The sequence below is a fragment of the Bradyrhizobium dasycarpum genome (assembly GCF_042019905.1).
Classification (GTDB): domain Bacteria; phylum Pseudomonadota; class Alphaproteobacteria; order Rhizobiales; family Xanthobacteraceae; genus Bradyrhizobium; species Bradyrhizobium japonicum_B.
Genome location: NZ_CP169574.1, coordinates 198,343 through 224,730, shown reverse-complemented (window position 1 = coordinate 224,730; position 26,388 = coordinate 198,343). Strand labels below are relative to the sequence as shown.

18 protein-coding genes and 4 pseudogenes are annotated in these 26,388 nt (G+C 65.2%); 7 read left to right on the top strand and 15 right to left on the bottom strand.

Going from position 1 to position 26,388, the window contains the following annotated elements; all coding sequences use genetic code 11:
* Window positions 1-217: 217 nt before the first annotated feature.
* Window positions 218-997, bottom strand: a complete 780-nt coding sequence (locus tag ACETMP_RS00990; protein WP_375159583.1) for a 2-keto-4-pentenoate hydratase — start codon at window positions 995-997, stop codon at window positions 218-220.
* A 433-nt stretch (window positions 998-1,430) separates the two neighbouring features.
* Window positions 1,431-2,182 (bottom strand): annotated as a pseudogene (locus tag ACETMP_RS00985) (phytanoyl-CoA dioxygenase family protein).
* Between ACETMP_RS00985 and ACETMP_RS00980 the strand changes: the two are divergent.
* A complete protein-coding gene (locus ACETMP_RS00980) occupies window positions 2,084-2,545 on the top strand; it encodes a hypothetical protein (RefSeq protein WP_375162067.1) in 462 nt (153 codons plus the stop codon). The pseudogene ACETMP_RS00985 and the gene ACETMP_RS00980 overlap by 99 nt on opposite strands.
* Here the strand turns inward: ACETMP_RS00980 and dksA are convergent.
* Both dksA and ACETMP_RS00970 read right to left on the bottom strand, forming a co-directional pair.
* The gene (gene dksA, locus ACETMP_RS00975) at window positions 2,530-2,895 is read right to left on the bottom strand and encodes an RNA polymerase-binding protein DksA (protein ID WP_085966600.1); all 366 of its coding nucleotides are present in this window, start codon (window positions 2,893-2,895) and stop codon (window positions 2,530-2,532) included. The two genes, ACETMP_RS00980 and dksA, sit on opposite strands and share 16 nt — an antisense overlap.
* Before the next feature lie 228 nt (window positions 2,896-3,123).
* Window positions 3,124-3,735 (bottom strand): NAD(P)-dependent oxidoreductase, encoded by a 612-nt coding sequence (locus ACETMP_RS00970; RefSeq protein ID WP_375159582.1) that lies wholly within the window; start codon window positions 3,733-3,735, stop codon window positions 3,124-3,126.
* A gap of 139 nt (window positions 3,736-3,874) precedes the next feature.
* Between ACETMP_RS00970 and ACETMP_RS00965 the strand changes: the two genes are divergently transcribed.
* Entirely contained in the window at window positions 3,875-4,246 is a 372-nt protein-coding gene (locus tag ACETMP_RS00965) for a helix-turn-helix domain-containing protein (RefSeq protein ID WP_257175514.1), read from the top strand.
* A gap of 14 nt (window positions 4,247-4,260) precedes the next feature.
* Here the strand turns inward: ACETMP_RS00965 and ACETMP_RS00960 are convergent, their stop codons facing one another.
* Entirely contained in the window at window positions 4,261-4,674 is a 414-nt protein-coding gene (locus tag ACETMP_RS00960) for a flagellar assembly protein FliX (RefSeq protein ID WP_375159581.1), read from the bottom strand.
* Window positions 4,675-4,957: 283 nt separating this feature from the next.
* On the opposite strand from ACETMP_RS00960, the pseudogene ACETMP_RS00955 reads away from it, so the two are divergent.
* From ACETMP_RS00955 to ACETMP_RS00940, 4 genes and pseudogenes are all read left to right on the top strand, one after another.
* A pseudogene (locus ACETMP_RS00955) lies at window positions 4,958-6,081 on the top strand (flagellar basal body P-ring protein FlgI).
* On the top strand, window positions 6,081-6,449 hold the full coding sequence (gene flgJ, locus ACETMP_RS00950; protein ID WP_375159580.1) for a flagellar assembly peptidoglycan hydrolase FlgJ: 369 nt from the start codon (window positions 6,081-6,083) through the stop codon (window positions 6,447-6,449). The pseudogene ACETMP_RS00955 and the gene flgJ overlap by 1 nt, the downstream one beginning before the upstream one ends.
* An 11-nt stretch (window positions 6,450-6,460) precedes the next feature.
* Window positions 6,461-6,958, top strand: a complete 498-nt coding sequence (locus ACETMP_RS00945) for a hypothetical protein (RefSeq protein WP_375159579.1) — start codon at window positions 6,461-6,463, stop codon at window positions 6,956-6,958.
* A gap of 159 nt (window positions 6,959-7,117) precedes the next feature.
* Window positions 7,118-7,477: a hypothetical protein gene (locus ACETMP_RS00940; protein ID WP_375159578.1), complete on the top strand. Its 360-nt coding sequence runs from the start codon at window positions 7,118-7,120 to the stop codon at window positions 7,475-7,477.
* 231 nt (window positions 7,478-7,708) lie between these two features.
* Here ACETMP_RS00940 and flaF read toward each other — a convergent pair whose 3' ends face one another.
* The 5 genes from flaF to ACETMP_RS00915 all read right to left on the bottom strand — a co-directional run bounded on the left by flaF (window position 7,709) and on the right by ACETMP_RS00915 (window position 18,396).
* A complete protein-coding gene (gene flaF, locus ACETMP_RS00935; RefSeq protein WP_008554779.1) occupies window positions 7,709-8,077 on the bottom strand; it encodes a flagellar biosynthesis regulator FlaF in 369 nt (122 codons plus the stop codon).
* 291 nt (window positions 8,078-8,368) lie between these two features.
* A complete protein-coding gene (locus ACETMP_RS00930) occupies window positions 8,369-10,657 on the bottom strand; it encodes a DUF1522 domain-containing protein (protein ID WP_375159577.1) in 2,289 nt (762 codons plus the stop codon).
* A 221-nt stretch (window positions 10,658-10,878) separates the two neighbouring features.
* The gene (locus tag ACETMP_RS00925; protein WP_375159576.1) at window positions 10,879-13,158 is read right to left on the bottom strand and encodes a DUF1522 domain-containing protein; all 2,280 of its coding nucleotides are present in this window, start codon (window positions 13,156-13,158) and stop codon (window positions 10,879-10,881) included.
* A gap of 325 nt (window positions 13,159-13,483) precedes the next feature.
* Window positions 13,484-15,763: a DUF1522 domain-containing protein gene (locus ACETMP_RS00920; RefSeq protein WP_375159575.1), complete on the bottom strand. Its 2,280-nt coding sequence runs from the start codon at window positions 15,761-15,763 to the stop codon at window positions 13,484-13,486.
* A 356-nt stretch (window positions 15,764-16,119) separates the two neighbouring features.
* Window positions 16,120-18,396: a DUF1522 domain-containing protein gene (locus ACETMP_RS00915; protein ID WP_375159574.1), complete on the bottom strand. Its 2,277-nt coding sequence runs from the start codon at window positions 18,394-18,396 to the stop codon at window positions 16,120-16,122.
* A 319-nt stretch (window positions 18,397-18,715) separates the two neighbouring features.
* On the opposite strand from ACETMP_RS00915, the gene flbT reads away from it, so the two are divergent.
* On the top strand, window positions 18,716-19,156 hold the full coding sequence (gene flbT / locus ACETMP_RS00910; protein ID WP_375159573.1) for a flagellar biosynthesis repressor FlbT: 441 nt from the start codon (window positions 18,716-18,718) through the stop codon (window positions 19,154-19,156).
* Window positions 19,157-19,259: 103 nt separating this feature from the next.
* Here flbT and ACETMP_RS00905 read toward each other — a convergent pair.
* The 5 genes and pseudogenes from ACETMP_RS00905 to ACETMP_RS00885 all read right to left on the bottom strand — a co-directional run bounded on the left by ACETMP_RS00905 (window position 19,260) and on the right by ACETMP_RS00885 (window position 26,387).
* A pseudogene (locus tag ACETMP_RS00905) lies at window positions 19,260-20,758 on the bottom strand (pyridoxal phosphate-dependent decarboxylase family protein).
* Window positions 20,755-22,004 (bottom strand): annotated as a pseudogene (locus ACETMP_RS00900) (RimK family alpha-L-glutamate ligase). Before ACETMP_RS00900 ends, ACETMP_RS00905 begins: the two co-directional pseudogenes overlap by 4 nt.
* A gap of 1 nt (window position 22,005) precedes the next feature.
* Window positions 22,006-23,655 (bottom strand): hypothetical protein, encoded by a 1,650-nt coding sequence (locus tag ACETMP_RS00895; RefSeq protein WP_375159572.1) that lies wholly within the window; start codon window positions 23,653-23,655, stop codon window positions 22,006-22,008.
* Window positions 23,645-24,430, bottom strand: coding sequence for a hypothetical protein (locus tag ACETMP_RS00890; protein ID WP_375159571.1), 786 nt, complete (start codon window positions 24,428-24,430; stop codon window positions 23,645-23,647). The genes ACETMP_RS00895 and ACETMP_RS00890 overlap by 11 nt, the downstream gene beginning before the upstream one ends.
* A 73-nt stretch (window positions 24,431-24,503) precedes the next feature.
* On the bottom strand, window positions 24,504-26,387 hold the full coding sequence (locus tag ACETMP_RS00885; protein WP_375159570.1) for a flagellar protein: 1,884 nt from the start codon (window positions 26,385-26,387) through the stop codon (window positions 24,504-24,506).
* Window position 26,388: the final 1 nt, after the last annotated feature.

Genomic DNA, 26,388 nt, shown 5'->3' with positions numbered 1-26,388 from the left:
AGGCGCGAACGACGATGTACGACGCGGCCCTCGCTAGCTCCCCTGGCGAGGGCCGCATGTATTTTGGCGGATGGCATATTGGCCGCGAGTGAGATGGTGCATCGGGCGACGCTCCATCCACGTCATTGCGAGGAGCTCGCGACAAGATTGCGAAGCAATCTTGCGCTGACGCGACGAAGCACTGCGCTTGCAATGGTCGCGGAGGGTTCCTGCCCCCTTACGTGAACTCCGCCTCCACCGCGCCCAGCCCGTCCAGCTCCATCCGCACCCTGTCGCCGGCCTTCAGCCACAGCGTCTTGACCAGGCTGCCCGTCAGCACGAGCTGCCCCGCGTGGACACCCTTGCCTTCGGCGGCGAGATGGTTGGCGAGCCAGGCGAGCGCATTGTGGGGATGGCCGAGCACGTCGGCGCCGGTACCGTGGCTGACCTCCTCGCCGTTGACGATGGCGCGGCCCTTGACCGCTTTCAGATCCGGCACGGACGAGCGCGGCACGGACGGCCCCAGCACGCAGCCGGCCGCGAAGAAATCGTCCGCGATGAGCGTCGGGGCGCCCATGGTCTCCCACTTCACGTAGCGGTCGTCGACGATCTCGATGGCGGGATGGTAGGCCTCGACCGCCTCGCCGACCCATTCGGCCGTGAACGGCGCCTCGCCGGCGGCGAGATCCCGCTTCAGCCGCACCGCGATCTCGCATTCGACGCCGACCCGGACATAGTCGGAGGCGGCCAGCCTGGCGCCGCTGTCATGCACGCCCTTCTGGAACACGCCGCCGCCGCAGGGATGCGGGATGCCGATATAGTCCTGCATCACCTGGCTGGTGCAGCCGATCTTGTAGCCCACCAGCGGCCCGACACGCGCCAGCAGCAGATCGTGCAGCGCGCGCTGGACCTGATAGCCCTCGGCCTCATCCATGGGCGGACGCTCCAGCGCCGCGAGCGGCGCATGATTGCGGCGCGCCAGCGCGATCGCCTTGGCAGCTTCGAGAATCCTGTCCATCGGCGCCGCCTCCCACGCTACGCATTCAAGAACGGCACTTCAGCATTCCCGCCCGGGCATGACAAGCGCAGGACGGCGCTCATCCGGGTCGATTACGGGATGCTCGCCCCGCTTAAGGAAATATTGAGTTGGTCAGGTCTTTATGGAGCCACGCGCCCGCCCTACGCGCGGCAGAGACCCTGATTGCAGCGATGCGTGAAGCCGTTGCGCCGCCGTCTCAAGATGCCGGTCGATCTCCTTGATGCGACTCGCAAAACGTCCAGCACCTGACGTGAAGGCTTTTTCTCATGCGAATTCACGTGAGCACAGAGGATCTGACTCTAGCCCATTGATCGCGATTCATTTTTCGCGATCCCTGCAAATCGGTCCGCGCGACAATCATGTTGTGGCGCAGGAACGCGTCACAACGCTGAGTGCAACGGCACCGCCTTCGTCACTTACGTCCGAGTGCGATGCGGATGGCGACTTCGACCGGCGAGTAATCGCCCTCCTTCCGGTCCAGCCGGTATGGCTCGGCGAGATGCAGCGGCGGCTGCGCCAGGAAGCGCGGTCGCGTTCCCCGATGCTTCTGCGCGGCATGAACCAGGAAGGGATGACAGAGATAGACCGTCCCAGCCGCCCCGGTCGCCACCGCAACCGGGCAGTCGGCCCCCATCCGCTCCAGCATCATGTGCGCCCGCCCCGCATCGCCGGCGGGCGCCAGATAACGCGCCATCGGCAGATGCGAACCGACGCGGATCCGCGTCGGCGCATCGTCGTCACCGACATCGGAGAACAGGAACAGCAGCAGCAGCGCCCGGCCCCGCGAGGTGACGTTGACGCGCCAGGCCGAGAAATCCTGCGCCTCGTCCGGGTTGCAGCCCTCGCCGGGAAAGCTGAGATCGACGTGCCAGCCATCGTCGCCCGGATCGTCCGGATGGGGAAAGCGCACCGGAAAGGTGCCGATATCGCCTCGCGGCCGCCATCGTCCCTGTCCGACGATCTGGTCGAACGCGGCATGCAGCACTGCGGTGTGATGGCATCCCGGAACGGCGGGTCGCCATAGTAGGGCAGCCGCACCACGGGCCGGGTCCAGCTTGCGGGGTCGTGCTCGCTGCATGGCAGATCGCGCCACATGATGGCACGCGCCGCCTCGGCCAGGCCGGGCGGAAAGGCGTTGTCGATCCGAATGAAGCCGTCGCGAATGAATTGGTCGATCTGCGCGTCGTCCAGCGCGCGAGGATTGGCCGTCATGATGATCTCTCGATGTCTCGCCCAGCCCGCATCGTCCGCTCGCTGCGGAACCGGCTGGGGCGATCGGTGGGGAATCCGCAAGCCGCACTTGCGGGACGCAATGCCTCCGCGGCGGAGGCGCCCTGCGCTCAACCCAGGAAGAAGACCGATGCGATGTTGAGAGTGCAAATCATCATGGCGGCGCGAATCTACGCGCCGGACAGGCGACATTCAAGCGGCAGGCAAAAACGCCCGACGCGGCGCGAAACCGCGCACCATCCGCCACGAAATAAAAGAGCCGCATCTCTGCGGCTCCGCCTCTATTCGTCGCGATAGACCTTCTCGCGTTTCTCGTGGCGCTCCTGCGCTTCCACCGACAGCGTCGCGATGGGCCGGGCCTCGAGCCGCTTCAACGAGATCGGCTCGCCGGTTTCCTCGCAATAGCCGTAGGTGTTGTCCTCGATACGCTGGAGCGCGGCGTCGATCTTGGCGATCAACTTGCGCTGGCGGTCGCGGGCACGGAGCTCGATAGCACGGTCGGTTTCGGACGATGCCCGATCGGCGAGATCGGGGTGGTTGACGTTCTCCTCCTGCAAAGCTTGCAGGGTCAACTTGGACTCTTTGAGGATCTCATCCTTCCAGGCAAGGAGCTTCAAACGGAAGTACTCCTTCTGCCGGTCGTTCATGAAAGGCTCTTTTTCGGTCGGTCGGTAGTTTTTCAACTTTTCCAAGGGCGGCCTATCTGTCTAAGCAACGACTCGCAACGGAAACAGGGTCCGTTGAACCGGGCCTTATATAGTGGCCTCCTGTGACAGACAATATTTCCCTGAGCGTCTGGCCGGCGCCCCCAAGCCCTTGCACAGGAAGGTTTATCCTAAGGTTTATCCTGGAGGGCTCGGGGGCGGCCGAAAGCCCTAGTAACCGACCGTGAAGCGCTGCCTCGGATGCGCCGGGCGCTCGATCTCGTCGGCGAGCGCGATGGCGTAGTCGGCAAAGGTGATCCAGCTCTTGCCGTTCGCATCTGCGAGAAGCTGATCGGTCCCGAGCCGGAACTTGCCCGTGCGTTCTCCTTCGACGAACAGCGCGGACGGCGAAAGGAAGGTCCAGTTCAGCTCCTTCTCCTGCCGCAACAGGTCGAGGAAGGCCCCGCCTGCCTCGGCTTCCGCCTTGTACTGGGCCGGAAAATTGGGAGTCGTGACCAGCTTCACGCCCGGCGCGACCTCGAGGCTGCCGGCGCCGCCGACCACGAGATAACGGCCAACCTTGGCGTCCTTCGCCGCGTCAATCAGCTTGCGGGCATCGCTCGCCAGAAAGTGCACGGAACTCACGGCGACGTCGTGGCCGGCCCACAGTCTGGCGAGGCCGGCCTGATCGAGCACGTCCCCCTTGGTGGGCGTGACATTCGGCAGGGCCGCGATCTTCTCCGGGTTCCGGGCGATGGCGGTGACCGCGTGGCCGCGGCGGGACAGTTCCCTGGTGATCTCCGACCCGGCCCGGCCCGAGGCGCCGGCGACTGCGATTTTCATGGAAGGCTCCTTTTGCTACCATAGTAACCAATGGAGACTAGATATCGCAAAGAATGCTGGTGTTAAGAGAGCACTTTGTGCTTACCTGCTTACACGAGGGTAACCTCCACCGTTATTTCTTGGATTTCGAGGACCGACGATGAAACCCGACGTCTACGCGGCCAACTGCCCCACGCGCCAAATCCTCGATCGGGTCGGAGACAAATGGGCGGTGCTGATCCTGTTGCTGCTGCGCGAGCAGCCGATGCGATTCAATCAGTTGCGCCGCACGATCGAAGGCATTTCGCAGAAGATGCTGAGCCAGGTCCTCAAATCGCTTGAACGCGACGGCCTGCTCAGGCGCCATGCCATCGCGACCGTACCCGTGACCGTCGAGTATTCGATCACGCAGCTCGGGCTGACCCTCGCCGGCGCGGTCGATCCGCTGCGCGATTGGGCCGAGCAAAATCTGAAAGACGTTCTCGCCGCCCAGCGCCGCTACGACGCGCGGCAGAAGGAGGAAGCGGCGTAGGTGAGCGGTGAGTGTTACGCCTGCCCGGCCTTCGCCAGCTCGACCTCGACGCGCAGCTCGATCTCGGCCAGCACCGCATCGAGACCGGCATCGCCCGAGGACGATTTCAGGTTCGCTGCGGCATCCCGCAGCCGCATCACGGTCGAGGCGTCGAGATTACCTGACAAGAGACCCATCTTGAGGTCGTCGAGCACGTCGAGCGCAGTCCTGCCGCGAGCGACCGAGCGCTTGCGACGCTCGACCGGGTCCTCCTCGACGCCTTGCAGGGCCAGCAGCCCATCGATGTTGGTGGCGGATTTCGGTGCGGCCGCGCTCCGGGTCTCCTGCGCCGACGAGGTGTTGGGCAGCACGAAGGTGCCGGAGCCGGTCCGCCTGGCCTGGCTCGCCGGCGTTCCAAGCGTGGTGCCATTCGGTCCGTAGATGCGCATCGGAGGGAATCCGGGTGATCGATGCCGTCACCTTCGCCGTCTTATGGTTAACGGCGCGTAAACGGCCCGGCAAAATCTGCCGACGGGCGGCAGTTTCGCTCCTCAGGGACAACGCCGGCTGACACCGGTCGAAACAGATTTATTCAACCTATTCAGCCACCTAACCTCGATGCCCGGGTTGGCACGGCCCTCGCAAGGACAGCACCGGACCAGCTCGTCATGGGAGTGTCGTGCAGGTCTTTCCGATTTGTGGGGCCGCTTTAGGAGCCTTGGGGAGCAGAGGATGCCAGGCGTTCGTTGGGTAAGGATCGTCGGGGTGGCCTGCGCAGTGCTGTCGGCGCTGGCGCTGTCGGTCGCGCCCGCGGCTGCGACCTCGCGCATCAAGGATCTCGCCAACATCGAAGGCGTGCGGCAGAACCAGCTGATCGGCTATGGCCTCGTCGTCGGCCTCAACGGCACCGGCGACACGCTCAACAACATCCCCTTCACCAAGCAATCGCTGCAGGCGATGCTCGAGCGAATGGGCGTCAACATTCGCGGTGCCACCATCCGCACCGGCAACGTCGCCGCCGTGATGGTGACAGGCAATCTGCCGGCCTTCGCCACCCAGGGCACGCGCATGGACGTCACGGTCTCCGCGCTCGGCGACGCCAAGAACCTGCAGGGCGGCACCCTGCTCGTCACCCCCTGTTAGGTGCCGACGGCAATGTCTACGCGGTGGCGCAGGGCTCGCTCGCGATCTCCGGCTTCCAGGCCGAGGGCGAGGCGGCCAAGATCGTGCGCGGCGTCCCGACCGTGGGACGTATCGCCAACGGCGCCATCATCGAGCGCGAGATCGAGTTCGCGCTCAATCGCCTGCCGAACGTGCGTCTGGCACTGCGCAACGCCGACTTCACCACCGCCAAACGCATCGCGGCCGCCGTCAACGACTATCTTGGCGTCAAGACCGCCGAGCCGATCGACCCCTCGACGGTGCAGCTCTCGATCCCGCCGGAGTTCAAGGGCAATGTCGTCGCATTCCTCACCGAGATCGAGCAGTTGCAGGTCGACCCCGATCTGGCCGCCAAGATCGTCATCGACGAGCGCAGCGGCATCATCGTGATGGGCCGCGACGTTCGCGTCGCCACCGTCGCGGTGGCGCAGGGCAACCTCACCGTCACCATCTCCGAGAGCCCGCAGGTGAGCCAGCCCAACCCGCTCTCGCGCGGCCGCACCGTGGTCGCACCGCGCAGCGCCGTCACCGTCACCGAGGACGGCAAGAAGCTGGCCGTGGTCAAGGACGGCGTCTCGCTCCAGCAGCTCGTCGACGGCCTCAACGGGCTCGGCATCGGCCCGCGCGACATGATCAGCATCCTGCAGGCGATTAAGGCCGCCGGCGCGATCGAAGCCGACATCGAGGTGATGTGATGCAGACCAGCACGATCAACACGCCGCGTCTCGCCACCTCCTCGGCCTTTTCGGTCGAGAGCCGCAACGGACGGCCCGATTTCGACCTCGCCAGCGCCCTGCAGAAGGTCTCGCCGAAGGAGCAGGCCAGGGCCCAGAAGACCGCCACCGATTTCGAGGCGATGTTCCTCAACAGCATGTTCGCGCAGATGACCTCGGGCCTGAAGGGCGAAGGCCCGTTCGGCGACACGCCCGGCACCGGCGTGTGGCGCTCGATGCTGACCGAGCAATATTCCAAGAACTTCGCCAAGGCCGGCGGCGTCGGCGTCGCCAGCGAAGTCTACCGTACCCTCATCATGCAGCAGGCGAAAACGATCCGCACGGCATAAGGTCAAACGAGATGAACCATTTCAACGCCTCACGTCAGCCGATGCAGGCCCAACGCCCGAACATCGCGCCGGGCAGCGCCGAGGCGCGCAAGCTCGCCGAAGACCTGATGGATGCGATGAGCGCCCTGCTCGGACTGATCGAGCGCGAGACCGAGCTCGTTCGCGCCGGCAAGGTCCGCGAGGCGATGACGCTCGAGAGCAAGAAGCAGGAGCTCTCGCGAAACTATGTCGGTGCCGTCAGCCAGTTGAAGGCGAACCAGGCGCAGCTTGCGAAATCCGCCCCGGAACTGCTCTCGACGCTGCACCGCCATCACGACGCGTTCCGCGCCATGCTGCAGGTCAATCTCACCGTGCTCGCGACCGCGCACGCCGTTTCCGAAAGCGTCGTGCGCGGCGTCAATGCCGAGATCCAGAAGCGCAACGTGCCGAACACCTATACGGCCGCCGGCCGGCGCGCAGCTGCGGGTCCGCGCCACATCACCCCGCTCGCGGTCAGCCGCTCGCTCTGAGCGGGCACGAAAACAACCGACAATTTTACGAAAAACCGCGCGGCGATTTCGTCGCGCGGTTAGGCACGTTTCCTTACCGGGTCTTCAGTCCTGACGTTCCATGGTTGCGTTATTAGAGGGGTTGGGATTTGACTCAATCAAGGCAACCAGGAGGCTGCCATGAGTACAGATTTCAGCATCAGGCCGGTGGGGATCCCGGCCCCCGTGCAGATCGTAACGACGTCCAGCGTGGCGGCGAACGAGGCTGTGCAAACCGATCTCCCGGTGAGACAGACGGTCGCCGCGGCAGATACGAGCGCCCCCTTGCGCAATGATCTGCCGAACCACGAGAACATCTCGCGCCAGGTCGTGTTCGACCAGGCGGCCGCGTCATTCGTCTTCCAGGTCGTCAACGACAAGACCGACGCGGTGGTCAACCAGTTCCCCGACGAAGCGATGCTGCGGCGGCGAGCCTACTTCCATGCGCTGGATATGAAGTCCGAGCCCTCGCGTCCGCTCAGCACGGACGTCAGTGCCTGACCATCACGTGTCGGGATCGCGGGATCGGTGACCATGTTCTCCTCAGCGTCTGACCGGCACCGGTCAGCGCGACATTGGCATTGCCGAAGCAGAACTGCGGGTCCTGTTCGTCACCTGCCCTGATGGCGAGGTCGCCGCGGCATGGCGCGACGAGCCAGAGACAGGCGACAAGACGTTCGATCTGGATGAGGACGCAAGAAAGCTCGTGATCTCGACCATCACGAGTTCCGGTCACGGCCGCCCGGACAGACCCGCAGCGATATTGCGGTTGATCTCTATCAGCGGACGGAAGTGATCGAATTGCGGGCTCATCTGCAGCGCCGCGGTCTGGCTCAGCACGAACACGCTGATGTTGGCGATCTTCTGCCGCACGTCGATCGGCTGCGGATTGTTGTCGCGCATCGCCTCGCTCAGAAAGATGGTCCAGAGCTTGCGGTTGAACATCAGGGCCTGCATGGTCTGCTCGCTGAGCGGATCGGCGTTGTTCACGGCGTCCTGGAGCTTGTTCGCGGCCTTGAGCAGGGTCTGCGCCTCGATGTCGCGAGGAGATGCGGTGGTCGTTGCAACGCGCGCATAGGCTGAGGCAGCGGAATTCGACATCAATCACACCCTGGAGGTTACCTAGCGCGTTGTACGCGCTTAAGGATTTCTTTCCCAACCCTAGGCAGCACCGCTTAAGATTTGCTTACGTGTGTGCTTTGGAAGCACTCCGGACAATTACGGGGCACGGAGGTCTTCGTCATCACAACGCTAGATGCACGCACGCACGATGTAAACTCGCTCGCCGTGATGCGTGGCGATCTCGGCTAATCTTGTCTTAGCGATCTCCCTCAAAAGAACGGCGGAGCGTTGGCTCCGCCGCGAAATTCGAATGGTGACGTTGCGCGCGAACTAGCGCAGCAGCTGCAGCACACTCTGCTGCGACTGGTTGGCCAGCGACAGCGCGGAGACCGCGATCGACTGGCGGGTCGACAGCGCCTGGCTGTTGGCCGCCTCCTCGTTGGTGTCGGCCAGCGTCAGGTTGGCCGAGCCGGTCTGCAGTACGTTGATCAGGTTCTTGGAGAAGTCCTGACGCACCTGCACGATCGACAGGTTCGAACCGAGTGTCGAGCCTTCCGAGCGCAGCGTGCTCGAGGCCGCGTTCAGGCTGGCCAGCACCCTGTTGGTGGCGCCGTTGTCGATGAAGTCGACGCCGTTGACGAGATTGCTGAGACCAAGGCCGGCGGCATTGAACACCACGCCGTTGATGCTGAGCGTGGAGCTGCCGGTCTCGTTGAAGACCAGCTTCAGCGTGTCGCCGTTGAGCAGGTTGACGCCGTTGAAGGAGGAGTCCTGCGAGGTGGTGTCGATCTGGGCCAGGATGTTGTTGAACTGGTTGACCAGATTGGAGCGCGCGGTCTGCGCCACCGGATCCTGGATCGGCGGCTGCGCCGTGGTGAAGGCCAGGACGCCGGTGATCGTGCCGCCGACGGCGCCGCCGGCGAGCGTCGAGCCGAGGGTCGAGGAGGCGTACTCGTTGACGGTGGTCACCGTGAGCACGCCGTTGGCATCGATCGTCGCAGTCAGATGGTTGGCCTGCAGCTGCGCGTTGAGCTGGTCCAGCGTCTTGACGGTGCCGTTGGTGCCGTCGCCGAAGGTGACATTGACCGGCGTGCCGCCGTTGAAGGAGGTGAACGTCAGCGTCTTGCCGCTGATGCCGCCGACGCCGGAGGTGCGGGCCGCGGTGAAGGCGGTCGCCGTTCCCGTGTTGCCGCTGAGGCCGAAGGCGCTGAGGGCATTGCCGGTGCCGGTGATCGAGAGATCGGCATTGACGCCGGTGGAGATCGCCAGCTGGCCGCTGGAGTTCACCGACGAGGGGATCTGCCCCGACGTGGTCGAGAGCGTAGCCGCGCCGTTGAAGATGCTCGCGGTCTTGACGCCGGTGGCAAGGTCGATCGAGTTGAGCAGGTCGGTCAGCGTCGCGCTCTGCAGATAGACGGTCGAATTGCCGTTGCCGTCGGTGACGACGTTGCCGCTGACGCCGTAGCCGTTGGCGACGCTCGCAGCCGATTGCGGCGTCTGCGCGTTCTTGAAGGTGATGGTCTTGCCGTCGATGTTCAGCGTCGAGCCGTCCTGAACGAGAGTGCCGAGCGAGCCGGCGGTCGTCGAGCGGTTCGCACTCACGCTCGCATTGCCTGCGCCGGTCGCCGAGGTCAGGCCGAGCTTGTTGAGGAAGTCTGCCTTGCCCGTCAGGCTTAGGTCGGCGCCGGTCGAGCTCTTCAGCGTGATCTGGCCGCCGCCCGAAATCGAGGATGGTGTCTGGATAGTACCAACCGTCGCGCCGCTCGTCGCGATGGTCGCCGCGCCCGCACTGATAGTTGCGGCCTTGACGCCGCTGGCGAGGTCGATCGCGGTGAGGACGTCATTGATGGTCGCCAACGGCGCCGCCGCCGTTCCCTCGTAGACGATTGAATTGCCGTTGCCGTCGGTGGCGATGTGGCCGCTGGCGTCGAGGCCCCAGCCGGTCGGCTGCGTGCTCGGAGCAACCCCGGTGCGGAAGGTGATGGTCTTGCCGTTCACCGTGATGGTATCGCCGTCGGCGGGCGGAGCACCGAAGGTGGTGGACGCGGTGGTGCCGACAAGCGTGGCGGTGCCACTGAGCACGGTGGTGCCGTCGGCCGCAGTCGCCGCAAATCCGACCAATGTGCCGGCGTTTGAACCCAGCGAGGCGCCGAGCGCGGCGGTTCCCGTCACCGGGGTCACGCCACCGGCGGCGCCGGTATAGAGCACGTTGCTCTTGGCCGTCGCGCTCGCATAGGAGGTGGTGCCGCGCAGGTCGGCCGGCGTCGCGCCGGGAATGGTGGTGGAGACGTTCGACTTGGTGGAGTAGCCGACCGTGGTCTGCAGCGCCTGATTGGCGATCGACTTCGCGCTGTCGATCAGCTTCTGCAGCGAGGTGATGCCTGTATTGGCCGCCTGCAGCACCTGGACACCGTTGTTGATGCCGTCAAGCAGGTTGCTGATGTCGCTCGCCCGGTTGTCCAACCCCTGTGCGGTGAAGAAGTTGGTGGGATTGTCGAGCGCCGTGTTGACCTTCTTGCCGGTCGCCAGCCGCTCCTGCGTCGTGGCCAGCAAGTCGGCCGTCGACTGCAGCGACAACAGGTTCTGGCGAACTGACGCCGAGAGAACGATGTTGGACATTGGCGAGTCTTCCTCTTGAACCGGATACGAATCGGCCGCTCGGGTCTGCAAAGCGGGCTTTCGTCCAGTTTTAGGAGGTGTCCTTTAAAGTATGGTTAACGCGAGTTTAAGCGATAGGGTTAATGCCGGATGAATGCCCCCGCCCGCCTCCGGACGCAAAAAAAGAGCGGCGGGGCAAAGCGCCCCGCCGCTCGATTTTATTTAGTGATTTCAGCCGCTTGTTAGCGGAGCAGCTGCAGCACGCTCTGCTGCGACTGGTTGGCCAGCGACAGCGCGGAGACCGCGATGGACTGGCGGGTCGACAGCGCCTGGCTGTTGGCGGCCTCGACGTTGGTATCGGCCAAGGTCAGGTTGGACGAGCCGGTCTGCAGCACATTGATCAGGTTCTTGTTGAAGTCCTGACGGATCTGCACGACCGAGAGGTTCGAGCCGAGGCTCGAGGCCTGCGAGCGCAGCGTGCTCGAGGCGGCGTTGAGGTTGGTCAGCACCCTGTTGGCGGCGGCGTTGTCGATGAAGTCGACGCCGACCGTCAGCGAGGCGAGGCCAAGACCCTTGGAATTGTAGGTCACGCCGGTGATGTTCAGGCTCGACTTGGCGGTCTCGTCGAACACCAGCTTGAGCTGGTCGCCGTTCAAGAGGTTGACGCCGTTGAACGAGGAGTCCTGCGCGGTGGTGTCGATCTGGTTCAGGATGTTGTTGAATTGAGTCACCAGATTGGCACGCGCCGTCTGGGCAACCCCATCCTGGACAGGGGTGGAAGCCGTCGAGAAGGTCAGCGCCGAAGTGAGCGTGCCGCCGATCGCACCGCCGGCAGCCGTCGAGCCAAGGGTCGAGGAGGCATAATCGTTCGACGCGGTGATGGTCAGCAGGCCGTTGGCGTCGATCGTCGCGGCCAGGTTGTTGGCCTGCAGCTTGGTGTTGAGCTGATCCAGCGTCTTGACCGTGCCGTTGGTGCCGTCGCCGAAGGTGACGTTCACCGCCGTGCCGCCGTTGAAGGAGGTGAAGGTCAAGGTCTTGCCGGCGATGCCGCCGATGCCGGAGGTCCGGGCCGCGGTGAAGGCGGTGGCGCTGCCGGTGTTGCCGGCGAGGCCGAACACGTTCAACGCGTTGCCGGTGCCGGTGATCGACAGGTCGGCATTGATGCCGGTCGAGATCTTGAGCTGACCGGAGGTATTGATGGTCGAGTTCGACTGGCCGGTGGCGGTCGCAAGCGTCGCGGTGCCGTTGGCAGCGATCGTCGCGGTCTGCACGCCGGTGGCGAGGTCGATCGCCTTCAGCACGTCGTTGACCGTGCCGCCCTGCAGATAGACGGTCGAGTTGCCGGCGCCGTCGGTAAGGACGTTGCCGTTGGCACCGAAGCCGGTCGGAATGCTCGGCGCACCGGTCGAGCCAGGGATCGGCGCGTTCTTGAAGGTGATGACCTTACCGTTGACGTTCAGCGTCGAACCATCCGTGAGGGTCGCGCCCAGCGAAGCCGCGCTCGTGGTGCGGTTGACGTTGACGGTGGCATTGCCGCCGCCCACCGATCCGCTCAGACCGAGCGCCTTGAGCAGGTCGGCCCTGCCGGTGACGCTCAGATCCGCGCCCGTCGAGCTCCTCAGCGTGACGGCGCCCGCAGCAACGCTGGAAGCGGTCTGGTTGAAGCTGGTGGCGATCGTCGCGGCACCGGAGCTGATGGCAACCGTCTTGACGCCGCTGGCCAGATCGACCGCGGTCAACAGATCGGCGACGGTGGCAGCCGGGGTGCCGGCGGTGCCGAGATAGACGGTGGTGTTGCCGTTGCCGTCGGTGACGAGGTTGCCGCTGACGCCCGAACCGGCAGGAACGGCGGTCGAGGCCGGAGCAGCGCCGCTGCGGAAGGTGATGGACTTGCCGTTCACGGTCAGCGTATCGCCGTCGGCGGGCTGAGCGTTGCCGAGGAGACCCGTCGCGGTGGTGCCGTTGGTGGCGATCAGGGTGATGGCGCCGGTCAGCGCGGTGGTGCCGTCGCCGGCCGTCCCCGCGGTGCCCGTGAACGTGCCGATGGTGGCGCCGAGCGTGGTGGTGCCGTTCGCGGCCGTCGTGCCGCCGGCCGTGCCGTTGTACAGCACGTTGCTGCTCGCGGTCGCGCTGGCAAACGAGGTGGTGCCGCGCAGGTCGGCCGCGGTCGCACCGGCGATCGTGGTCGAGACGTTGGACTTGGTGGAGTAGCCGACGGTGGTCTGCAGCGCCTGGTTGGCGATCGACTTGGCGCTGTCGATCAGCTTCTGCAGCGAGGTCAGGCCGGTGTTGGCGGCCTGCAGCACCTGCACGCCGTTGGCGATGCCGTCGAGCAGGTTGTTGATGTCGCTGGCGCGGTTGTCGAGCGACTGTGCGGTGAAGAAGTTGGTGGGATTGTCCAGGGCCGAGTTGACGCTCTTGCCGGTCGACAGACGGTTCTGTGTGGTGGCGAGAAGATCGGCGGTGGACTGGAGAGAGAGCAGGTTCTGACGAACCGACGCAGAGAGAACAATACCGGACATGACTCTTACCCTTCTGGCTTACGCGTCTTCGTTCGATCGCTTCGGATCGAGTGACGGGGCCAGCGTGCCGCGACATGGCTAATAAAGGGTGAAACGAGCATCGCCTGCATAAGCGCCGGTTCACCATAAGCGCTGACGAGGCGCCGGCGGCAATCGGCAATCGGCATGAAATCATTGGTATTTCTTCGCGCTTACGCTTCATTAACCATAACCGCTGGTTACTTTTTCGGGCGCGCCTGCCTTCTCCAAATCTCGAGCCGTCAGCAAAAAAAGCGGCGGGGCCGAAGCCCCGCCGCCGGATCCTGCTTGCGATGTCTGCCGCTTGTTAGCGGAGCAGCTGCAGCACGCTCTGCTGCGACTGGTTGGCCAGCGACAGCGCGGAGACCGCGATCGACTGGCGGGTCGACAGCGCCTGGCTGTTGGCCGCCTCGACGTTGGTGTCGGCCAGCGTCAGGTTGGACGAGCCGGTCTGCAGCACGTTGATCAGGTTCTTGTTGAAGTCCTGACGAACCTGCACGATCGTCAGGTTCGAACCCAGAGCCGAGGCCTGCGAGCGCAGCGTGCTCGACGCGGAGTTCAAATTGGTCAGCACCTTGTTGGTGGCAGCGTTATCGATGAAGTCGATACCGCTGGTCAGCGCAGCAAGGCCCAGACCCTTGGAGTTGTAGGTCACGCCGGTGATGCTGAGGCTCGACTTTGCAGTCTCGTCGAACACCAGCTTGAGCTGGTCACCATTCAGCAGGTTGACGCCGTTGAACGAGGAGTCCTGGGCGGTCGAGTCGATCTGCTGGAGGATGTTGTTGAACTGGTTGACCAGGTTGGCACGCGAGGTCTGGGCAACAGTATCCTGGACGGGAGTGGACGCCGTCGAGAAGGTCAGCGAAGTCGTCAGCGTGCCGCCGATCGCACCACCCGCGGCGCTCGAACCGATGGTCGAGGACGCGTAGTCGTTGGTGGTCGAGATCGTCAGCAGGCCGTTGGCGTCGATCGTCGCGGACAGGTTGTTGGCCTGCAGCTTCGAGTTGAGCTGATCGAGCGTCTTGACCGTGCCGTTGGTGCCGTCGCCGAAGGTGACGTCGACCGCCGTGCCAGCGTTGAAGGAGGTGAAGGTCAAGGTCTTGCCGCTGATGCCGCCGATGCCGGAGGTGCGGGCCGCGGTGAAGGCGGTCGCAGTCCCGGTGTTGCCGGCGAGGCCAAGCGCGTTCAGCGCGTTGCCCGTGCCGGTGACCGACAGGTCGGCATTGACGCCGGTCGAGATCTTGAGCTGGCCCGAGGCGTTGATCGACGAGTTGGTCTGGCCGGTGGCGGTCGCAAGCGTCGCGGTGCCGTTGGCAGCGATCGTCGCGGTCTGCACGCCGGTGGCGAGGTCGATCGCCTTCAGCACGTCGTTGACCGTGCCGCCCTGCAGATAGACCGTCGAGTTGCCGGCGCCGTCGGTAAGGACGTTGCCGTTGGCACCGAAGCCGGTCGGAATGCTCGGCGCACCGGTCGAACCCGGGATCGGCGCGTTCTTGAAGGAGATGACCTTACCGTTGACGTTCAGCGTCGAGCCGTCCGTGATCGTCGCGCCGAGCGAGGCCGAGCTCGTGGTCCGGTTGACGCTCACGGTGGCATTGCCGCCGCCCACCGACGTGGTCAGGCCGAGCGCCTTGAGCAGGTCGGCCTTGCCGGTGACGCTCAGATCCGCACCCGTCGAGCTCTTCAGCGTGACGGCGCCTGCAGCAACGCTCGAAGCGGTCTGGTTGAAGCTGGTGGCGAGCGTCGCAGCACCCGAGGTGATGGACGCCGTCTTGACGCCGCTGGCCAGATCGACCGCGGTCAACAGATCGCTGACGGTCGCAGCCGGGGTGCCGGCGGTGCCGAGATAGACGGTGGTATTGCCGCTGCCGTCGGTGACGAGGTTGCCGCTGACGCCCGAGCCGGACGGAACGGCGGTCGAGGCCGGAGCAGCGCCGCTGCGGAAGGTGATGGTCTTGCCGTTCACCGTCAGCGTGTCGCCATCGGCGGGCTGGGCGTTGCTGGCCAGACCGGTCGCGGTCGTGCCGTTGGTGGCGATCAGCGTGATGGCGCCGGTCAGGGCGGTGGTGCCGTCGCCGGCCGTCCCCGCGGTGCCCGTGAACGTGCCGATGGTGGCGCCGAGCGTGGAGGTGCCGGTCGCCGCGGTGGTGCCGCCGGCAGCGCCGCTATACACCACGTTGCTGTTCGCAGTCGCGCTGGCATAGGACGTCGTGCCGCGCAGGTCGGCCGCCGTCGCACCGGAGATGGTGGTGGAGACGTTCGACTTGGTGGAGTAGCCGACCGTGGTCTGCAGCGCCTGGTTGGCGATCGACTTGGCGCTGTCGATCAGCTTCTGCAGCGAGGTGATGCCGGTGTTGGCGGCCTGCAGCACCTGGACGCCGTTGGCGATGCCGTCGAGCAGGTTGTTGATGTCGCTGGCGCGGTTGTCGAGCGACTGTGCCGTGAAGAAGTTGGTGGGATTGTCCAGGGCCGAGTTGACGCTCTTGCCGGTCGACAGACGGCTTTGGGTGGTGGCGAGGAGGTCAGCGGTGGACTGGAGAGAAAGCAGGTTCTGACGAACCGAGGAAGAGAGAACGATACCGGACATTGAGTGTTACCCTTCTGGTACGCAACGCAACAGACTTCGATTAGGATTAATCGATGTCCGGGACGGTGAACGCAGACGGCTAACAAAGCATGAAGCGTGTCGCTCCAGTCCTTCCGCGGATTCACCATGTGCGCATTCGGAGCCTGATCGTGCTCACGCATATCGTCATGATTGAATGACGCTTTTTGGTGCCACGCCGATGCGTTTGCGACTTGTCAACCATAACTCAGAGTGGGCAATTGGCTGCATCTGGACGCACAGCCTCCACTCGCCCCGCGGCACTTTAGTGCCGACGCAAAAAAAGCGGCGGGGCCGAAGCCCCGCCGCCGGATCCTGCTTGCGATGTCTGCCGCTTGTTAGCGGAGCAGCTGCAGCACGCTCTGCTGCGACTGGTTGGCCAGCGACAGCGCGGAGACCGCGATCGACTGACGGGTCGACAGCGCCTGGCTGTTGGCCGCCTCGACGTTGGTGTCGGCCAGCGTCAGGTTGGACGAACCGGTCTGCAGCACGTTGATCAGGCTCTTGTTGAAGTCCTGACGAACCTGCACCACCGAGAGGTTCGAGCCGAGGCTCGAGGCCTGCGAGCGCAGCGTGCTCGAGGCGGCGTTGAGGTTGGTCAGCACCTTGTTGGTGGCAGCGTTGTCGATGAAGTCGACACCGCTGGTCAGCGAGGCGAGGCCCAGACCCTTGGAGTTGTAGGTCACGCCGGTGATGCTGAGGTTCGACTTGCCGGTCTCGTCGAACACCAGCTTGAGCTGGTCGCCGTTCAAGAGGTTGACGCCGTTGAACGAGGAGTCCTGCGAGGTCGTGTCGATCTGGTTCAGGATGTTGTTGAACTGAGACACCAGATTGGCGCGCGAGGTCTGCGCCACCGTATCCGCAACGGGGGTGGAAGCCGTCGAGAAGGTCAACGCCGTCGTCAGCGTGCCGCCGATCGCACCACCCGCGGCGCTCGAACCGATGGTCGAGGACGCGTAGTCGTTGGTGGTCGAGATCGTCAGCAGGCCATTGGCGTCGATCGTCGCGGACAGGTTGTTGGCCTGCAGCTTCGAGTTGAGCTGATCGAGCGTCTTGACCGTGCCGTTGGTGCCGTCGCCGAAGGTGACGTCGACCGCCGTGCCGCCGTTGAAGGAGGTGAAGGTCAAGGTCTTGCCGGCCATGCCGCCGATGCCGGAGGTGCGGGCCGCGGTGAAGGCGGTCGCAGTCCCGGTGTTACCGGCGAGGCCAAGCGCGTTCAGCGCGTTGCCGGTGCCGGTGATCGACAGATCGGCGTTGACGCCGGTCGAGATCTTGAGCTGGCCGGAGGCGTTGACCGACGAGTTGGTCTGGCCGGTGGCCGTCGTAAGCGTCGCGGCGCCGCTGGCGATCGACGCGGTCTGCACGCCGGTGGCGAGGTCGATCGCCTTCAGCACGTCGTTGACCGTGCCGCCCTGCAGATAGACCGTCGAGTTGCCGGCGCCGTCGGTAAGGACGTTGCCGTTGGCACCATAGCCGGTCGGAACGCTCGGAGCACCGGTCGAGCCCGGGATCGGCGCGTTCTTGAAGGAGATGACCTTACCGTTGACGTTCAGCGTCGAGCCGTCCGTGATCGTCGCGCCCAGCGAGGCAGCACTCGTGGTGCGGTTGACGTTCACGGTGGCGTTGCCGCCGCCCACCGACGTGCTCAGGCCGAGCGCCTTGAGCAGGTCGGCCCTGCCGGTGACGCTCAGATCCGCACCCGTCGAGCTCTTCAGCGTGACAGCGCCCGCAGCAACGCTGGAAGCGGTCTGGTTGACGCTGGTGGCGATCGTCGCCGCACCGGCGCTGATCGATACCGTCTTGACGCCGCTGGCGAGGTCAACCGCGGTCAACAGATCGCTGACGGTCGCAGCCGGGGTACCCGCGGTGCCGAGATAGACGGTGGTGTTGCCGCTGCCGTCGGTGACGAGGTTGCCGCTGACGCCCGAGCCGGTCGGAACGGCGGTCGAGGCCGGAGCAGCGCCGCTGCGGAAGGTGATGGTCTTGCCGTTCACGGTCAGCGTGTCGCCATCGGCGGGCTGGGCGTTGCTGGCCAGACCCGTCGCGGTCGTGCCGTTGGTGGCGATCAGGGTGATGGCGCCGGTCAGCGCGGTGGTGCCGTCGCCGGCCGTGCCCGCGGTGCCCGTGAACGTGCCGATGGTGGCGCCGAGCGTGGAGGTGCCGGTCGCCGCGGTGGTGCCGCCGGCAGCGCCGCTATACACCACGTTGCTGTTCGCCGTGGCGCTGGCATAGGAGGTCGTGCCGCGCAGGTCGGCCGCGGTCGCACCCGAGATGGTGGCGGAGACGTTCGACTTGGTGGAATAACCGACCGTGGTCTGCAGCGCCTGGTTGGCGATCGACTTGGCGCTGTCGATCAGCTTCTGCAGCGAGGTGATGCCGGTGTTGGCGGCCTGCAGCACCTGCACGCCGTTGGCGATGCCGTCGAGCAGGTTGTTGATGTCGCTGGCGCGGTTGTCGAGCGACTGTGCCGTGAAGAAGTTGGTGGGATTGTCGAGAGCCGAGTTGACGCTCTTGCCGGTCGACAGGCGGTTCTGCGTGGTGGCGAGAAGATCGGCGGTGGACTGGAGGGAGAGCAGGTTCTGACGAACCGACGAGGAGAGAACGATACCGGACATGACTCTGTTACCTTTCTGGTAAACGACGCTACTGTTACACGTCTGCTTGGATCGCGATCGACCCAGCGACGGCGGACGGTGCCGCCGAGACCTCTAACGAAACATGAAATGAAACCCGTGCTTTTGCCCGGTCGCGCGTGATTCGGTCCGGGATGCCGCGCGCATCGATGCGCCGGCACGCGAGTGCGCCTTTGAAATCTTTGAGTTTTTTAGAACGAATGGCAGGAATTTACAGCTCGTTAACTAGTTGCGAGCGAGAATCACGTCTTGGCAGGCCGCAACGAACGCTCGGTTACGAAAGCGTTGATGGAGAACAGGAATGGCCCTCAAGGTCGAGCTCAGACCGCACGAACGCATCATCGTCGGCAACTGCGTGATTACCAATACGGACCAGCGTGCCCGTCTCCTCATCGACGGCGACAACGTGCCGATCCTGCGCGAGCGCGACATCCTCACGCCGGAGACCGCCGATACGCCTGCCAAGCTCGTCTACCTGGCGGTGCAGCTCATGTACATCTCACCGGATCCGCAGACCCAGCACGGCACCTATTTCAACCTGGTGCGCGACATCGTCACCGCGGTCCCGAGCGCCTGGCCGATCATCGAGGCCATCAACAACAACATCCTGAACGGCGACCTCTACCGGGCGCTGAAGGATGCCCGCAAGCTGATCGCCTATGAAGAGAAGCTGCGGAGCCAGTTCGAGGCCACCCATCCCAAGGCCGAAGAGGCCAAGGACGACGTGAGCTCCGCCGCTTGACCATCAACGTCCGCGTGGCGAAGCCTCGCGAACGATCCAGCTCTGCAAACGACAACGGCCCCGGATCATCTCCGGGGCCGTTGTCGTCTCAACCATGCGCGGGCTATTGCGCCGCGAGCGGCGGCGCCTCGACCTCGATCACGTCGTCGCCGCACCGCCGTCCGCCGAACTGCAGCACCGCCGCGACCAGCACATCGATGTCCGCCTCCTCGGTGCGGTGATTGACGATCGCGGCACGGATCGCAAACCTGCCGTCCAGCGTCGTGCTCGACGGCGCCGCCACTCCAGACTCCTGGATATCGGCGACGATCTCGCGGTTGACCGCATCGTCGGCGCGGTAGCGGAAACAGACGATGTTGAGGTTGACCGGAGCCAGCAATTCCAGCCGCGGCTCAGCCAGCACGCGCGCCTCGAGATACTTCGCCAGCGCACAGCTTCGTGTGATCGTCGCGCCCAGCCGGTCGATGCCGAACGTCTTCAGGGTGAACCACGTCTTCAGCGCACGGAAGCCGCGCGACAGGTCGGGGCCGAGATCGCAGGGCCAGACCGCTCCCGCCGCAAGCCCCTCGCCTCGCGGCGCAGATAGGCCGCGGGCTGTGCAAAGGCCTGCCGATGCTGCTCGCCGTCGCGCACCAGCAGGAAGCCGGCATCGTACGGCACCTGTCCCCATTTGTGGAAGTCGAGCGCGATGGAATCGGCGAGCTCGATGCCGCCGAGCAGCGGCGCAAGCTCGGGCGAGAAGATCGCAAGCGCACCAAAAGCACCGTCGACGTGAAACCAGATTTCCTCCTCGCGGCACAGCTTCGCGACGGCCTTGAGATCGTCGATCGCGCCAACGTCCACCGTGCCGGCGGAGGCGACGACCAGGAACGGCTTGAAGCCGACCTCGCGATCAACGGCGATCTGCGCGCGCAACGCGGCAATGTCGATGCGATGATCGGCATCGACGCCGACCTTGCGCAGCGCATCGGTGCCGAGCCCGGCAATGTCCATCGCCCTGGAGACGCAGCCATGCGCGACCTGCGAAGTGTAAGCGGTGAGCAGCGCACCGTCATTGCCGATGCCGTGTTGCCGCGCCAGCGCGCCGAGCGCAGCCGTGCGCGCCACCAGCACCGCCATCAGATTGGCCATCGACGTGCCCGTGACGAAGATGCCACTCGCACTGTCCGGAAAGGCGAACAGGCGGCGCATCCAATCGACGATCTGGCGCTCGACCTCGATCGGCATATGGTCCCGGCCGCCGAGATTGGCGTTGAGCCCTGCCGCGAGCATGTCCGCGAGCATGCCCACCGCGGTGCCGCCGCCATGCACCCAGCCCATGAAGCCGGGATGGACGTTGCCGGTCGCATAGGGCGCGACGTGCTCGGCGAATTCGCGGTAGACCTCGGCGAGGTCGCTCGCCTCGCGCGGCACGTCGGCCTTGAAGGCCGCGCGGACGTCGTCGGGGATCGGTTGCCAGACCGGACGCATCCGGACGTTGGCGATGCCGTCGATCGTATCGTCCAGCATGCGATGGGCGAGCGCGCGAAACGCGCTCCAGTCCTGCGGATCGAGCGGGGTGTGCGCCACGGAGCTCTGCGCGTTGCGGACGATCTCGTTCATGTTGCGCTCTCCACGCCTTCTGCGTGCCGCGACAGCATCGCTGCGAACGCCGCAAAGATCTTGCGCATCTGCGGCGGCTTGTAAGGAAACACGGCTGGCGAATCCATGTTGTGCACAACGGCGGTGTTGTCGGCTTCGAAGACCAGGAGTTCGCCGTTCTGGTTCTCGGCACAATCGACGATGAAATAATCGAGGCCGACCCGCCTGCTCATCTCGTCGAGCGCGCTTTTGTGGCGCGCCGCGAAGGCGTGGTCGAAGTCGCGCATGAAGATCGCCTCCTCCGCACGCTTCTCCTCGCTGAAAGCCATGTTGGCGTTGAGATACCAGATATCCCAGCGGTCGGCGATCGCCATGTGGCAGGCGTAAGGTTTGCCGTCGACCATCGCGAGACGATATTTGCGATAGAGCCCGTCTGGATTCACGTAATCCACGAAACGCGCGACGAAGAAATCCTGCTCGTTACGCTCGGCAAGATAGGATGCGAGCACCGCCGCATCGTCGAGCTTCGCGAGTCCGACGCCGGCATGCGAGCCGCGCGGCCGCGCGATCATGGGAAAGCGCAGTTCACTCGCGATGTCCCGGCAGGCGATCCGCCCGCTCGAAAGCTCCGACAATTGGGCGCGCGTTGCATGAATCGTCGCGGGAATGTCGAGGCCGGGCACGCCGGCCAGCAGTCGATGCAGCTTGTCGCGATCGAGATTGCCGATGCGATCGGGACGATTGAGCAGCGGCCGCGGCCAATGCGGCGCGGCCTTCTCGATCAAGGCGAGCGCTTCGCGGCATTCCTCGGAATCGGAGGCGACCACGATGGCGACGTCGTGCTCCGGCAAATTCTCCGGCAGGCCGACGCCCATGACCACGTAGAGCGTCAGCAGCTCGATGTTGGAGCCTTCGAGCAGAAAATCGATCGGCGTGTTGCCGCCCATATCGATGTCGGCCGCGAGCGCGAGCACGCGCAGGCCGGGCTTCGAGCGGCGCTCGGCGTGCGAAACAATTGATGGAAGGCCAGCACCTCCGACTGGATCGCAAGCCCCTGATCCTTGTTGCCGAGAAGCTGGGTGATCAACGACAGATCCAGTCCTTCGCCCGCCAGCGCCGTCCCCGCCGCGATCCGCGCCAGCAATTGGTCGCGCAGCGGATGCAGGTCGACACCTTCGAAGGCCTGGCGCGTCAGCTGCGCAAAGCCGATGCGATCGGCATAGTTCGCCGCAATCATGCCGATTGGCGCGGAAAGCGGATGCTGCATCTCACACCTCGAACGCGGAGTTTACCGGCGCGGCTGCGACTGCGCCACGGTCGAGCAGCAGCTCGATCTTTACCAGCACATGGGCGATGCGATCGAGCACCTGCTGCACGTTGCGTTGCGCCTCTGCCGTATCAGGCGACCAGGCCTCGGTCACGGTTCGGGCACCGACGCAAAGCCGCAGCACGGCCTGCGGGGTCGCGTCCTGCCGCTCCAGACGGACCGGCTGGCCGATCAGGCAGCGCTGCGCGGCAACCTGTCGGTCCGCCGCGGTGCCGCCGATCGCCTGGCTCATGTCACGCGCCAAAGCCTGATGGATGGCGTTGGTCTCGGCGATCGAAACCGGCTTGCCGCTGCGCAGCAGCATGAACGGAAAGATCGTAGTTTGTACAAATTCCTCGTCATCCGCGTCGGCCGTACTGGTCGCGGTTGAGACCGAGCGAAGCGACGGCGACAACGCGATCATGCTGTCGATGCCGGCGGCGAGCTCGGCGAGCACCTTGGCCCGGAATGCACCGGGCACGGCGTAATAGCCGCCAATCTCGGCGAGCGCCGCCTCCCAGCGCAGCCATTGACCGAAATTCGGACGACGCTCGAAGCGCGAACGCAGCTTCGTCCAGGCCATCGGCCAATCGCAACGGCCGGCATAGTCGAAAATGCCGGGCGCGATCCCCTCGGCCCTGTCGAGCGAGCGCGACAGGCTCTCGGGCACCAGCAGCGCACCGCTGAAGGCAGGCCCACCGAAGAATTTCGAGCCCGTGATCAGCACCATGTGGCCGCGGTCGAGATAAGAGCGCAGCCGGCGGCGACCGAGCCGCGCCTGACAGGCGTCGACGACGATCTGGACCTTGCGCGGCCAGCGTCGCGCGATCTCATCGAGGCAGGCTGCACTTGGTGCGCGCCAGCCGAGCTTCGATGCATCCATGATCTGGAGCAGCACAGGCGCACCTTGCGCGATCGTGGCTTCGACCGCACGCAGCACCGCGGCATCGGCATCCCCGCGCATGGCAGGCGCGGGGCCTGCCTCGAGCAGCGGCAATGCGAGACTGGCGCCGGCGAGCCCCGCCACCGCGCCGTCCTTGCGAACCGCAACGCCGCTTGCCGTGATGGAGGCGAAATGGTGCCCACGCGCGGTATGGATCGTCCCGCTTCCGGTCTGGTCGGCGCCGACCACGATCGTCACCGGCGACGCCCCGAGCGCCGCGCGCGCCAGGAACAAGGCGTGAAGCTGGGAGTCCGTGCCGGAGGGCGAGAACACGATTTCGACGCGCGGTGGAAGCTGGAGGTGCCCGCGCAGCTCGTTCCGCATGTCCTCGCAGCGCGAGTCGAAGGCGACCTCGACTTCGTCGAACAGGCATTTGTGCACCAGCTCTTCGCGCGCCAGCGCGACACGGTCATAGGCAGCCTGCGAGATCGTCGACGCCGTCGAGGAGGCGAAATTCCAGATCTCCGGCTCCGGCACGGCCGCGCAGCCATACACGTTGAGGCGGTCCGCGGCGTCGAGCGCCAGCCGCGGATCTCCTCCGGAGACGAGCAGCGTATCGAGCGGCGTGAAGAGATCGCGCAGGCGGTACCGCGAACCGCGGTCGGATGCGCGTTCCGCTCCTGACAGGCGGGATGCGCCGATGCTCATCCCGAAAGCCTCAGGCCGCATCGAGCGCCGCCGCTGCGGGCGCTGGTGCGAATTGCGAGGCGATGTCGCCATGAAACACCGACGGCCCAACGTGATCGAGCGAGCTCTGGATGTCGGCCCAGATCTCGCCGCCGATATCGGTCCAGCGCTTGCAGAAGGCGAAGTCCTCGGAAAGATAAGTGCCGGTCACCGGGTCGATCATGCATTCGAACAGCGCGAAGCGGTTCTGGCTCGCAACCAGCGTGTCGTGCGAATGCTCGCGGAAGAACTGCAGGCCTGCATAGTCCGGATGGCGGCACATCGCCTCCAGCGCGTGGCGCCGGATCATCAGGAAGCCGGTGCCGGCATAGCGCACGCGGGTGAAGCCGTTGACGACGACGATGCGGTCGGGATCCTCGATCTCGAGCACGTAGTCCAGCGAAGCCGCCGGCACGTCGGCCCGGCCCGACTGGATCGCCCGCGCGGCCTTGTCCCAATTGACCCGCTTGATCGGATAGCAGCCGGCAACCACATCCGCGCCGCATTCGATCAGGCGGAACACCTGCTCCGGCTTGAAGCCGATATCGGCGTCGATGAACAGGAAATGCGTCGCGTTGGGATCGTCCAGGAACATCGCGACCAAATTGGCCCGCGCGCGGGTGATCAGCGCGTCGCCGTCCCGCAGCAGTACCTTGAGCTCTAGATTGGACATGCCGTGAACGGCGCGCTGCAGCGCGAAGATCGAGCTCGCATAGATGCTCGACACCTGCCCGCCGAAGCATGGCGTTGCCACCACCAATTGCATCCTGTCCGACATCGGCAGCTCCGCCCCGCTCCAATCCTCACCAAGAGGTAAAGAGGCATGGTTAACGGCGCCTTAACGCGGGCCCTTACAAGAACTTGACCAGCGAGAGCTGCGCGAGGTTCGAGGTCACCTGGTAGGACGCCTGCAGCGCGTTCTGCAGCGCCAGGATCTCGCTTGCGACCTGGTCGGGCGAGGCCGATTCCGCCTGGTCGATGATGGTCTGGAGCTGCGCCTTGGCCTGGGTCTGGCGCGTGGAGGCGTCCTTCATCGTGTTCTGGGCCATCGCGATGTCGGTCTGGATGTCCTCGATGCGCTGCTGACCCGGCTGCTGCGTCAGCGCCTGCGTCACCCGCAGGCTCAGCGCGGAGACCTGCCCGCCCGAATACTGCCCGGTCGGCGAGGTCGAGAACGTCCCGAACACCGCGATCGCCTGCAATTGGCGGCGGATCGCGTCCTCGTTGGCCTGGGCGCCATACTGGACCGCGATGGAATCGTCGACCCGCGCCATCGCGGTCGAGCGCGCCGAGCCGGGCCCGTCATTGCCCAGATACCATTTCACGGTGTTGGCCGTACCGTTGACCAGCGTCGTCGCCGAGCTCGCCGGCGAGGAGCCGACCCGCAGCGGCGGCTGCGTGGCGGTCACGGGCGTCGCGCCGAATCCGAGCGAGCCCAGCGCGCCGGTATTCGAGCTGGTGATGTTGAGGCTCGCCGCATCGTCGGTGTTGATCGTGATCGAGCCGCCATGGACCGTCGAGGGCTTCGACGTCCCCGTGATGGCGTCGATCTTGCCGAGCAGGGTCTGGATGCTGTCGGTGACGTTGAGCTGGTTGCCGGTCGCGCCCGAGGCCACGAAGGTCAGCGTGGTGCCGTTGACGGTGATGGTGTCGCCGGCGACGAAGCCCGGCGAGATCGAATCCGAGGGGCTCGCCCCGGACAGCGCCGTAGCGCCGGTGACGGGCGCCGGAATCGCCGCCTGGTTGTTGACCGGCGTGCCGATCGCAGAGCTGGCGGTATTGAAGAAATTGTCGCCGGCGACGATCGCGGATGCCGCGACCAGCGAGGTGTTGGCGAGCTTCGTGATCGCGGTGTTCAGCGCGGTATTGAGATTTGTCGCGGTATTGGTCGGGTTGACGGGGGTGCTCGCATCGATCGCGAAGCTGCCGAGCGGCGTCGGCGTCGCCGAGGATGCGGTCAGGTCGATCTGCTCGGTCGTGCCGTCCGGCAGCGTGAACTGGATGCTGAGCTTGTCGCCGTTGTTCGGGTTGTTGCCGTTGAGATCGACCGAGAACGACACCGGCGAGCCGCTCGGGCCGGTGACGGTCGCACCCGTCAACGTCGAGGAAACCGCCTTGAGCTTGAGGCCGAACGGCGAGCCCGCGACGTCTTCCGACACCTGAATCGAACTCGGCGTCGGCTGCGTCTGCACCAGACGGCCCATGCCGTTGGCCCCGAGGTCGGCGGCCTGGCGCTCCGCCATCACCGTCTTGAAGCCCGCCTGCGTCGTGGTGCCGTTGATGATGTCGCCGGCATCCGTAACCGACTGGGTGTTGACGGCGGTTCCCGAGAACAGATAGCGGTTGCCCGTCTGCGTGTTGAGGACGCCGACCATCGAGCCGAACTGGGCCGCGGCGGTGTTCTGCGCGATGGTCTGGCCGTTGACGTTGAGATCCTGCGCGGTGTTGGCGGAGCCGGTCTGCACCGTGCTGCGGATCTTGGTCAGCGACTGCAACGCGGTGTTGGCGAGGTTGATGCTGACATTGACGTTGGTGATCGTGTCGGTATAGGCGGCGATGTTGGAGAGCTGCGCGCGCCCGGCGATCGCGAAGCCCTCGTTGGTGCCCATCCCGGCATAGTTCTGCGACAGCTTGCCGGTCGAGAGCTGCGTCGACAGGTCGGTGAGCTGCTGATTGATGTTACGGATCTGAGCGCCGAGGACCGACGATGCGTAGTTGATGCTGCTGATCGACATA